Source organism: Neptuniibacter sp. SY11_33 (genome assembly GCF_047778025.1).
Taxonomy (GTDB): Bacteria; Pseudomonadota; Gammaproteobacteria; order Pseudomonadales; family Balneatricaceae; genus Neptuniibacter.
Map to the genome: position 1 here is coordinate 3,463,003 of NZ_CP180543.1, position 10,972 is coordinate 3,473,974.

The following is a 10,972-nucleotide window of genomic DNA, read 5'->3' on the forward strand; positions in this document are numbered from 1 at the left end:
AGCAATATCTGTGCACTTAACGACTCTCAATTAAGTGCACAGATAACGCAGTTCAGTCACTCAATAACCAGACCACTTCCTGCCGATCACCATCTACAGCCCCTCCTAAACGTTTCACCTTGAAACGGGGCTCAAATAAGCTATTTACTTCCTCACCAGAAACACTGAACGGCGGTCCTTGTGGGCGATCAAATTCCAAGGTCACAAGCAAAATTTTTACACCCTTTGGTAACAGTTCAATCAGCTTATTGGCGTAATCTGCTCGCATATCCTTAGGCAAAGCAACCAGCGCCGCGCGATCGTAAACACCTTTTACATCCGCTAGACTTTCTTTGCTCAGCGCAAAAAAATCACCACAAATTAGATTTAGATTTTCGCATCTGTGTGAGATAAATTTTACAGCATCACCCGTCTCCGCAACCAAGCCACTCTCGGCAAAAAAGTCCAAGCAAGCACTGGGGTTAAGCTCCACTCCCAATACATCATGTCCGCGATCCCGCAGCCAGAGCATGTCCTTGCTTTTACCACATAAAGGCACAAAAACCTTGTCACCACCTGCTAAACACAGCCTCTCCCAATAAGAGACCAAGTAAGCGTTAACCTCCGGTTGATGGAAGCCTATACGCCCTTCGGACCACTTTTGATGCCAAAAATCATGTTCCATTTCGCCTTTTACACCCTAAGTCGTAAACTTTTTATTCAATAAACCTGACACAGATCGTGCCTAGTGGCATTCAAATCTGTATAATTGCGCGATATTTTGACTTATAAAAACCTGGATAAACAGAAGCTAATGACAAGACCTTCCTCTTTTAATCGCGATGAGCTGCTGTCTTGCGGCCACGGCGAAATGTTTGGACCAGGCAATGCGCGCCTACCAATTGGCAACATGCTAATGATGGATCGCATCCTGGAAATCACCGAAGACGGTGGCGAATTCGGCAAAGGCGAAATTATCGCTGAGTTGGATATCAACCCAGATCTTTGGTTCTTCGGCTGCCATTTTGAGGAAGACCCAGTAATGCCAGGCTGTCTAGGTCTAGACGCTATGTGGCAGATTGTTGGCTTCTTCCTTGGCTGGAAAGGCAACCCAGGCCGCGGTCGTGCATTAGGCTCTGGCGAAGTTAAATTCTTCGGTCAGGTACTACCGACTGCTAAGAAAGTTACTTACCGTATCCAGCTTAAGCGCGTTATTGAGCGTAAGCTAGTTATGGGCATCGCGGACGGCAGCATGTCCGTTGATGGTCGTGAAATCTACACAGCGAAAGATCTACGTGTAGGTCTATTCACATCCACAGAAGATTTCTGATCTATTAAGGCCCTGAATTCAGGGCCTTTCTTCTATTTTCCGTCTACTTTTTTACGAATTTAGTGGCAAAACACTACTGATTCACGGAAAATAAGCACCTTAAATTAGAAAAAGAGAGAGAAGCACATGCGTCGCGTTGTTGTTACCGGTATGGGTATCGTTTCTTGTCTGGGTACAGATAAAGAAACCGTTCTGGAATCACTGCAGCAGGGTCGTTCTGGTATTAAATTCCAAGAAGACTATAAAGAGCGCGGTTTCCGTAGCCAGGTAGCCGGCAGCATCGATATCGATTTCTCTGAGCAAATCGACCGTAAATTGCTACGTTTCATGGGTGATGCAGCAGCATACACTTACATTGCAATGAAAGAAGCAATTACAGATGCAAACCTAGCTGAAGACCAGGTTTCCAACGAGCGCACTGGCCTTATCGTAGGCTCCGGTGGTGCTTCTGCTGACAACATTGTTGAAACTGCCGATATCACTCGTGAGAAAGGCGTAAAACGTGTAGGTCCTTACCGTGTAACTCGCACAATGGGCTCTACTGTTTCAGCTTGTCTAGCTACACCTTTCAAAATCAAAGGTGTTAACTACTCTATTACTTCTGCTTGCGCGACTAGTGCTCACTGTATTGGTAACGCAATGGAGCAGATTCAGCTTGGTAAGCAAGACGTAGTATTCGCAGGTGGCGGTGAAGAACTTCACTGGGTACAGACTGCAATGTTCGATGCTATGGGCGCGCTATCCAGCAAGTATAACGAAACTCCAGAACAAGCTTCACGTGCATACGATGCAAATCGTGATGGCTTTGTTATCTCTGGCGGTGCCGGCATCCTAGTTATCGAAGAATACGAACACGCTAAAGCACGTGGCGCGAAAATCTACGCTGAACTAGTAGGTTACGGTGCTACTTCTGACGGCTACGACATGGTTGCTCCTTCTGGTGAAGGCGCTGCTCGTTGCATGAAGCAAGCAATGGCGACTGTAAACGGCAAGATCGATTACATCAACGCACACGGCACTTCTACACCAGCAGGTGACATGCAAGAGCTAAAAGCGATGAAAGAAGCATTTGGTAATGATATGCCTACAGTGACTTCTACTAAGTCTCTATCTGGTCACTCTCTAGGTGCTGCAGGCGTACAAGAAGCGGTTTACTCTCTGCTTATGCAGGAGAACAACTTCATCGCAGCGTCTGCGAACATCGATGAGCTAGATCCAGAAGCAGAAGGCCTACCAATCGCTAGCGAGAAGCAGGAAAACGTAGATCTACAACGCGTTATGTCTAATAGCTTCGGTTTCGGCGGCACTAACTGCACATTGGTATTCGAAAAACTAGAAGACTAATAAGTCTTCTAGATATAAAAAAACCGCCATTAGGCGGTTTTTTTATATCTAGTTTTTGGCTTAGGCTATTTCTAACGCTTTCATATGCTCTTCTAACCAAGCCACCATATCTTCATGGATTTCATCGACTGTGCGACCTTCTACAGGAATTGGCTCACCCACATGGACTTGCACAGTACCTGGGATCTTCGCAAAGCTTTTGCCTGGCCAATAGAGCCCAGCATCATGAATCATTGGGATCACCGGCACACCGGCACTTAACGCCAGCATCGCTCCACCTTTATTAAACTTACCCATTTTGCCCACAGGCACTCGAGTACCCTGAGGGAAGATAATCACAGGGATACCATCTTCTAAACGAGATTTACCCTCTGTTAAAAGCTGCTTAAGCGCACCACGCCTTTGGCTACGATCGATCGCTATAGGGTTTAACAGGCCTAGCGCCCATCCAAAGAAAGGAATCTTAAGAAGCTCCTTTTTAAGTACCGTACACTGAGGGCGAACCAACGTTTGTAGAAACAGCGTCTCCCACTCACTCTGGTGATTTGCGACAACGACATAAGCACCATCAGTTGGCAGATTTTCACGCCCAGTGATCTTCACACCCACACCACAACACAGCTTTAACCAAAAGATATAAAAATAGTTAATGAGGGTGACAAATTTAAAGCGCTGCTGAAAATTCAATAGCGGCGAGATGATTAAACTCAGCGAGGCATGCACAATTGTTAAAGGGTAAAAGCCTAAGTAATAAAACACTGCACGTAGATAGTGCAATGGATTTGTTTTTTTAGACATGCTTAGCCCCCAGTTACCGGCGGGAAGAATGCAACCTCATCACCAGCAGCTACGGCGGCCTTCTCGTCACACATCTCTTGGTTCACTGCCATCAATATAGGCGTATCAACCAGAATTTTTTGCCATTGTTCTCCGTGAAGCTCAACTAGCTGATTTAACACTGCAGACACATCAGCAGGCTGACTCACTTCGATTGACTCTTCAGCTATACCTAAACGCTCGCGCAAGCTGGCGAAATACACCACTTTAATCATGATTACTTCTCCACCTTCCAGTGACCGCTTTTGCCACCTTTCTTTTCCAATACTTTAACTGCGCTCATAACCATGCCTTTATCCACAGCCTTGCACATATCGTAAATCGTTAACCCCGCAACAGATGCCGCCGTTAGCGCTTCCATCTCTACACCTGTCTGGCCTGCTAACTTACAAGTTGCCGTAATCTCAACCACATTACGCTCAGTATTAGGATGAAGATCTACCGCAACCTTACTCAACATCAATGGGTGACAAAGAGGAATAAGATCACTGGTGCGTTTTGCAGCTTGAATACCTGCGATTCGTGCAACCGCTAAAACATCCCCCTTTTTGTTACCACCTTCCGTAATTAGCTTCATGGTTTCAGGCAACATTTCAACTTCTGCATAGGCAGTCGCTTCACGAAAAGTCACCTGCTTTTCGGAAACATCCACCATGTTAGCGTTCCCTTGGTCATCCAGATGGGTTAAACGACTCATAACTACTCCTGTGTTTGCGTTGCCTGATTTAGAACAGGATTAGCGTACATCTGACGAAGAATATCCTGCGCACCGCCTTCAACACTGTTAATACGTGCTTCTAAACCAGCCTCCTGATCAGCAGTAGCATCTTCACTACGACCTGCTGCAATCAGATTAGATGGGTGCAAATAGTAATTTTCATGAATTTGACGATCGATCTCAGCCGCAAGTTCTTCAGGCGTATCGAAGTCAGCATCGATAGGATCACCAAAAGCGACATGCACATGCCCCTTATCACCGGTAATGCCTTTCACGATACTAGAGATATCTTCATACTCAGATTTTTCATACACACCATCAGTTGCCTTAGCATGCAGCTCATTCGCTTTTAAGGCATCACATGGATCGTATTCATAAGAGATAGATACCGGCACAATATTCAGACGCTTAGCCTGCTCAGCAAAACTGCGCGATTTACGATGTGCCATATAAAGCATCTTCAAAATGGCTGGGTCGGTCGCATCATTACCATCTTTTGCGCGACCTTCTCGCTGCGCTAACCAGATAGAATGACCGCCTAAGATACTGTGATCGATATAAGAAGATAACTGCGTTAGCGCTTTCATCATTTCACGCCCTGTTGCAGAACGATTCACGATAAAGCTTTTATTCAAACGCATGATGTCAGAAACATAGGGCTTACGAAGCAGGTTATCACCGATCGCAATCCGAACTGTATCCATGCCGTACTGATGACGAACCCAATTGACAAATGCTGGATCCATCGCGATATCGCGGTGGTTTGAGATAAACAGGTAAGATTCTTCAGGATCAAGCTCATCTATACCACTACAAGTTAACTTAGTGGTAGAACGGCCAATCATCTTCTTCATATAGTTAGCCACCAGCATCTGAAACTCATAGACACTGTCGATCTCACCAATCTTGGCAGCCAGGGCAATACGAACAAATGGTTTTAACAACCATCCGATACTCGAGGATAATTTAGGAAACTGGTAACGCGTAACAGCGGTCAGGAATTCATCATTGTGAAGAATATTAAGGAGCGCATCCGCCACTTCACTATCGTTGAACGGTCTGATCTCTTTATACGGATCCTGCTGATCTGTCATTCTTTCCTCGAAAGCTCTACTAAAAAGGCCGTTATTTTACCGTTTTCTCACGCAAACTTCAGGGAAATTAAATGTAATTAACCGAGAAGTTCAGAAAACGGGATGAATCCGACCAAATCGCCCTCTTCTACAACTGTCTGAGGAGGAATAACAGCAATACCATTCGCCCAACTAGCAGACATCAATACACCGGAACTCTGGTTTGCGAACGGCTGTAAATACCCACCCTCAAACCGAACTCGCAGATATTCTTGGCGCTGAATAGCTCGCTTTCTCTGGAAACCAGCCGGTACTGCAAGCTGCAGTGGCGGTTCGAATGAAGCACCCTGCAACTTAAGCAAGAAGGCCCTCGCCAACAAGCAAAAAGTTATGAGTGTAGACGTTGGATTACCCGGCAAACCGACAAATGGCGTTCCTTTGACCTGCCCATAGGCAACAGGCTTTCCAGGTTTGATCTTGATCTTCCACATATCCAACTGACCAAGATGCTCAACACAAGATTTGACATGATCTTCTTCACCCACAGACACACCACCGGTGCTGATAATCGCATCTGCCGATACGGCCGCTTTTTCCAATGCAGCTAGCGTTGCTTCACGCGTATCTGCTACACAACCTAAATCAACAACCTGCATACCTAGACCTTGTAATAGCCCAGTCAGGATATAGCGATTAGAGTTATAGATCTGCCCTGCACCAAGAGGAGTACCTGGCTCCACCAGCTCATCACCTGTGGATAAGATCGCAACCTTCAGGCGTTTATATACAGACACTGTAGATAAGCCAACCGACGCTAATATCCCCAGATCAGCTGCTTGCAAACGCGTACCTATTGCGAGTACCTGACTACCAGCCAAAATATCTTGGCCAGCACTGCGGACATTATCACCAACCGGCACTTCTGCGGGGAAAACAACCTTATCACCCTCAAGATGAACATCTTCCTGCATAACTACTGCATTGGCACCTTGAGGAATCTCGGCTCCGGTAAAAATACGCGCACAAGTACCTGCAACCATAGGCTGTGGGGGCGTACCTGCAGGGATTCTCTGACTTACTTCTAAGTCCGTATTAGAACCCAAATCAGCCGTATTAATAGCGTATCCATCCATACTGCTATTATCAGCCGGAGGGACTGAGACAGAAGCGACTGGCGCTTCCGCCAATACGCGCCCTAAGGCCTCTGCAACAGGCACAATCTCGGTGTCTACGGAAACATTTGCTGCAGCTAAAAGACGCTGTAGCGCCTCTTCAAAAGGGATCAATCCAGGTTGAGAATCACAGCTTCCCATCTTCTTACCTTAAGCGTTATCTTCTTGATGCTTCATGATCAGCGAAGCGAAATTACAAGGCTTATGGCGATGATCTAACTGCTGCGCAATCACATCATCCCAACCGGTACGACAAGCACCTGTAGAGCCAGGAAGACAGAAAATCACTGTACCATTTGCGAGACCGCCTAGCGCTCTCGACTGAATGGTTGAGGTGCCGATCTGACCTGCTGAAACTTGACGGAAAAATTCACCAAACCCTTCTATAGATTTATCAAACAGCGGTGCCATCGCTTCTGGCGTAGAGTCGCGACCCGAAAAACCTGTCCCGCCTGTAGAGATAATCACATGGATATTTGAATCAGCAATCCAACTCGATGCAACTGCTCGCATCTGGTAGACATCATCTTTAACTATTTCACGTGCACCAAGTACGTGGCCTGCAGCCTCTAAACGATCAACCAAAGCTTGCCCAGAGGTATCTGATTCAAGAGTGCGGGTATCGGATACGGTTAATACGGCAATATTTAGCGGAATAAATTCCGCTCGGGCAGGAGTATGGGACATGAGTATTTTCCTTAATAAGAAAGTACAGGAGCAAGGACAACGATGAACTCGTTTAGCCCCCTGTCATATTCATAAAACGAATGATTTGTGGCTCATCCTCTAGATCAAATTCGTGTTTCTCAGGCTTCAAATCCATAGCATCGATAATAACCTGCTTCAGTTTTTCCTGATCATTAGGATGAGCACGTAATGTATGTAGAAGGTCAACGGAATGTTCGTTACCCAAACAAAGCAACAAACGCCCTTCAACGGTTACCCTGACACGGTTACATTCAGAGCAGAAGTTATGGCTATGAGGTGAGATAAAACCAACGCGGCTTTCACTATCGGTCATACGATAATAACGAGAAGGCCCGGCAGTCCGCTCTACAGTCGGCTGTAGTTTGTATTTCTGCTCAATAATCGCTCGAACTTCATCACTTGAGCAGTAAACCTCACCACGATCATGTTCGGAAATCTGACCTAAAGGCATCTCTTCAATAAAACTAACATCAACGCCTTTATCACGCGCAAAATCGACAAGATCGAGAATTTCATCATCATTGCGGCCTTTCATAACTACCGCATTCAACTTAATACGATCAAACCCTGCTTCAATAGCCGCATCAATACCTGCAAGTACTTTTGGCAATTTGCCAATTCGGGTCATCGCTTTAAAACGATCTTCACGCAAGCTATCAATACTGATGTTAAGACGATTAACGCCAGCATCTTTTAGATCTTGAGCCATATGAACAAGCTGAGAACCATTAGTGGTAATCGCTAATTCTGAATCTAACTGACCTACGCTACGCATCAGCTTCATAACATCACGACGAACCAAAGGCTCACCACCGGTCAAGCGGATCTTCTTTACACCTAAGCTAACAAAAGCTTGGGCGATCTGATCAATCTCTTCGAGTGTAAGTACTTGAGCATGTGGAAGAAAAGTCATCTCTTCCGCCATGCAATAAACACAACGAAAATCGCAGCGATCAGTTACAGACAGGCGAATATAGTCGACAGTTCTGCCAAACCGATCTACCAGCGCTTGCGTATTATCTTTAGAATTGGCCATGGTTTGTCAATGGAGCATGTAATTTATAATTTTATCGCACTAAAATAGCACAAATTCATTTCAACAGCAGTTAGACCAATTTTCATAGGAAACCTAATGTACTTTGCCATTAAGCACATCCATTTAACCTGCATAGCCCTGAGCCTCGTACTCTTTCTTTTACGCGGTGGCTTGGCACTTTTTTGCCCAGAAAAACTAGAAAAACGCTGGTTAAAGATCGTACCACATATTATTGATACCGCACTGCTGGTCAGCGCACTAACGCTCGCGGTAATGATAGAACAATATCCATTTGTTCATCACTGGCTAACCGCTAAAGTAATCGCGTTGGTGGTATATATTGGTTTAGGAACAATCGCTATCAAACGCGGTAAAACCAAAGCGATTCAAGCAACATCACTAGCAGGCGCTCTGCTTGCTTTCATTTACATTGCCGCTGTAGCGGTTTCTAAATCCCCAATGCCTTGGGGTTAAGAAACCTATAACACTTGGCGATTAGGATGATGGATAGATATCTCGCATCAACCATTGCAACTCCTGTCGCCAAGGTCTCTGCCTAATCCCAAATACGCTCAATAATTTTTTACACATCAAAACAGACGTATTAGGACGTAACGCCTCAGTAACATAATCTTTACTCGATACTGGGACTAACTTTTCCACATCAACGTTTTCGTACTGACCTGCAGCAATCAGAATCTCTTTACAGAAATCATAACGATTGATCACCTCAGCTCCACAGTAATGGTAAGTACCCCAGACATCTGCACCATTATGAATTTGCTTTAGCATAGCGAGAATAACCCGTGCGACATCGGATGCAGAAGTAGGACAGCCCTTACGATCTGTTACTGCTTGAAGTTCAGATTGTTTTTTAGCCGCTTCAAGCGTCCGCAGAACAAAGTTATTACCCTGTTCGCTAAACAACCAGCTAACTCGCAAGATAATATGCTTTGGCAAAGCCTGGCGAAGTCTCTCTTCACCTTGCCACTTACTATCACCATAAATCCCTAGAGGCGCGACATCATCCTCTTCGGTATAGCCGCTGGCATAGTGACCATCAAATACGTAATCTGTGGATAAGTGGAACATTGGGATAGACAGATCACCACAAGCAAAAGCTAAGGCCTCTACTGCATCAGAGTTAACCGCATAACATAGCTCTGATTGTGACTCCGCTTCATCAACATCATCAAAAGCAGCACAGTTCACAACATAATCCGGTAGATGATGAGCCAGTTGCTCAGAGATCTGCTCTGAATCAGTAACATCTAATTGAGATTTACCCAAAGCAACAACTTCAAAAAAGCTATCTGCTTCTACAGCACGCGTCAGTGCGCTCCCAACCTGCCCATGAGCTCCGGTAATTAATATTTTGATAGGCTTTAACAGTAGATCCAGTGCCATTAAACCAAACTCTCCGGCATCTCATTTTGACTCATAAAACTATTCATCCCGCGTAACAGCAGAAAGTTACCTCACTTCTTAAAAAATATACCTCAATCTCCCGGCAAGGCCCAGTAAACCCTTAGCAGGGTAGCTATTTTTAGTCGAAGCCTGATCTAACACCCAGATAACCCGTTAGTAACTGCCCGTAATACACCTATCTAAAGTAACTTATGTTCTTGAATATAAGCTGAAAAGTCATCAAACCCTCCGATATGCTGATCATTAACAAAAATTTGCGGCACAGTTTTTCGTTGGGTACGTTGAACCATAGTGGTTTTAACCTTAGGCTTGCCTGTAATTTCGATCTCGTTAAATTGCCATCCCAACTTTTTTAACAAGCGTTTAGCAGCAATGCAGTATGGGCAATAACTCATGGTATAAATTTCGACTGACGGCATTTTTTAACCTCTAGAAGTCATTCTTTATGTATTTATGCTGTCACTAAATTTACCCGTAATTCTTCAACTATAGGCCTCCAAATATCCACAGTAACCGTCCAAGCATCCAAATTTCATGTTCTCTCTTAGCTAGGCCTTGTAGAAAGCCCTAAAACGAAAAAACCTCGCAATGCGAGGTCTTTATCGATCTATCCAGTTCTACAAAAATTAGAACGGGATATCATCATCAAAATCATCAAAGCCGGGTGCAGCCTGAGGCGCTGGAGCCTGCTGCGGTGCTGGGGCAGGACGCTGCTGAGGAGCTTGTTGAGGCGCAGCTTGTGGAGCCATCTGCGGTGCCATTTGTGGAGCCGGTGCTTGCTGCTGTGGCTGTTGTGCATAACCACCCTGTTGCTGCTGGGGAGCATAGCCGCCTTCATTACCGCCACGACTATCAAGCAACTGCATTTCGCTTGCTACGATCTCAGTGGTGTAACGATCCTGACCACTCTGATCCTGCCATTTACGGGTACGTAACGCACCTTCAACGTAAACTTTGCCGCCTTTACGCATATACTCGCCAGCGATCTCCGCTAGACGGTTAAAAAATACCACACGGTGCCATTCAGTACGCTCTTGCTGTTGGCCCGTCTGCTTATCTTTCCATGATTCAGACGTTGCGATGGTTACATTAGTTACAGCATTGCCATTTGGCATATAACGTACTTCTGGATCTCCACCCAGATTGCCCACCAAAATTACTTTATTAACACCACGTGCCATTTTCTTTCTCCAAAAATCTTCTCTCACGTCAGATTGATAAACCTACGCGCATAACAAGCAAGCTTAACATGCGATCACCTTCTCGCCCACTCTTATCCCATAGAGATTTTCTCGTTTAGAAAAGCTACAGGAGACACGAAAAATCTCTATAATGGTATGTTTTGTT

Annotated in this window: 14 protein-coding genes; 3 read left to right on the top strand and 11 right to left on the bottom strand. The window is 45.3% G+C overall.

All coding sequences use genetic code 11. From position 1 onward, the window contains the following. Nucleotides 1-52 precede the first annotated feature (52 nt). The gene (locus ACMXYV_RS16400; RefSeq protein WP_415889507.1) at nucleotides 53-664 is read right to left on the bottom strand and encodes a thiopurine S-methyltransferase; all 612 of its coding nucleotides are present in this window, start codon (nucleotides 662-664) and stop codon (nucleotides 53-55) included. 129 nt (nucleotides 665-793) lie between these two features. Between ACMXYV_RS16400 and fabA the strand changes: the two genes are divergently transcribed. Together fabA and fabB are read left to right on the top strand one after the other, a co-directional pair. Then, the gene (fabA, locus tag ACMXYV_RS16405) at nucleotides 794-1,309 is read left to right on the top strand and encodes a 3-hydroxyacyl-[acyl-carrier-protein] dehydratase FabA (protein ID WP_415882704.1); all 516 of its coding nucleotides are present in this window, start codon (nucleotides 794-796) and stop codon (nucleotides 1,307-1,309) included. Between the two features lie 126 nt (nucleotides 1,310-1,435). Then, nucleotides 1,436-2,653 carry a beta-ketoacyl-ACP synthase I gene (gene fabB / locus ACMXYV_RS16410; RefSeq protein ID WP_415889508.1) on the top strand — a complete coding sequence of 406 codons (1,218 nt, stop codon included), beginning with the start codon at nucleotides 1,436-1,438 and terminating at the stop codon, nucleotides 2,651-2,653. Nucleotides 2,654-2,713: 60 nt separating this feature from the next. Here fabB and ACMXYV_RS16415 read toward each other — a convergent pair whose 3' ends face one another. The 7 genes from ACMXYV_RS16415 to moaA form a co-directional block, all read right to left on the bottom strand. Further along, entirely contained in the window at nucleotides 2,714-3,451 is a 738-nt protein-coding gene (locus ACMXYV_RS16415; RefSeq protein ID WP_415889509.1) for a lysophospholipid acyltransferase family protein, read from the bottom strand. A gap of 2 nt (nucleotides 3,452-3,453) precedes the next feature. Then, on the bottom strand, nucleotides 3,454-3,705 hold the full coding sequence (gene moaD / locus ACMXYV_RS16420; RefSeq protein WP_415889510.1) for a molybdopterin converting factor subunit 1: 252 nt from the start codon (nucleotides 3,703-3,705) through the stop codon (nucleotides 3,454-3,456). 2 nt (nucleotides 3,706-3,707) lie between these two features. Next, nucleotides 3,708-4,187, bottom strand: coding sequence for a cyclic pyranopterin monophosphate synthase MoaC (gene moaC / locus ACMXYV_RS16425; protein ID WP_415889511.1), 480 nt, complete (start codon nucleotides 4,185-4,187; stop codon nucleotides 3,708-3,710). 2 nt (nucleotides 4,188-4,189) lie between these two features. After that, nucleotides 4,190-5,302: a 1-acyl-sn-glycerol-3-phosphate acyltransferase gene (locus ACMXYV_RS16430; RefSeq protein WP_415889512.1), complete on the bottom strand. Its 1,113-nt coding sequence runs from the start codon at nucleotides 5,300-5,302 to the stop codon at nucleotides 4,190-4,192. A 77-nt stretch (nucleotides 5,303-5,379) separates the two neighbouring features. Further along, entirely contained in the window at nucleotides 5,380-6,594 is a 1,215-nt protein-coding gene (glp, locus tag ACMXYV_RS16435; protein WP_415889513.1) for a gephyrin-like molybdotransferase Glp, read from the bottom strand. 9 nt (nucleotides 6,595-6,603) lie between these two features. Then, nucleotides 6,604-7,140 carry a molybdenum cofactor biosynthesis protein B gene (moaB, locus tag ACMXYV_RS16440; protein WP_415889514.1) on the bottom strand — a complete coding sequence of 179 codons (537 nt, stop codon included), beginning with the start codon at nucleotides 7,138-7,140 and terminating at the stop codon, nucleotides 6,604-6,606. A 52-nt stretch (nucleotides 7,141-7,192) separates the two neighbouring features. Next, nucleotides 7,193-8,197 (bottom strand): GTP 3',8-cyclase MoaA, encoded by a 1,005-nt coding sequence (moaA, locus tag ACMXYV_RS16445; RefSeq protein WP_415889515.1) that lies wholly within the window; start codon nucleotides 8,195-8,197, stop codon nucleotides 7,193-7,195. A 96-nt stretch (nucleotides 8,198-8,293) separates the two neighbouring features. Here moaA and ACMXYV_RS16450 point away from each other — a divergent pair, with 96 nt between their 5' ends. After that, nucleotides 8,294-8,671: a SirB2 family protein gene (locus tag ACMXYV_RS16450; protein WP_415889516.1), complete on the top strand. Its 378-nt coding sequence runs from the start codon at nucleotides 8,294-8,296 to the stop codon at nucleotides 8,669-8,671. Nucleotides 8,672-8,692: 21 nt separating this feature from the next. On the opposite strand, the gene rfbD is transcribed toward ACMXYV_RS16450, so the two are convergent. From rfbD to ssb, 3 genes are all read right to left on the bottom strand, one after another. Then, nucleotides 8,693-9,604, bottom strand: coding sequence for a dTDP-4-dehydrorhamnose reductase (gene rfbD, locus ACMXYV_RS16455; protein WP_415889517.1), 912 nt, complete (start codon nucleotides 9,602-9,604; stop codon nucleotides 8,693-8,695). Between the two features lie 200 nt (nucleotides 9,605-9,804). Beyond that, on the bottom strand, nucleotides 9,805-10,044 hold the full coding sequence (gene grxC / locus ACMXYV_RS16460) for a glutaredoxin 3 (protein WP_415889518.1): 240 nt from the start codon (nucleotides 10,042-10,044) through the stop codon (nucleotides 9,805-9,807). A gap of 207 nt (nucleotides 10,045-10,251) precedes the next feature. Further along, nucleotides 10,252-10,806, bottom strand: coding sequence for a single-stranded DNA-binding protein (gene ssb / locus ACMXYV_RS16465; RefSeq protein WP_415889519.1), 555 nt, complete (start codon nucleotides 10,804-10,806; stop codon nucleotides 10,252-10,254). Between the last annotated feature and the right edge of the window lie 166 nt (nucleotides 10,807-10,972).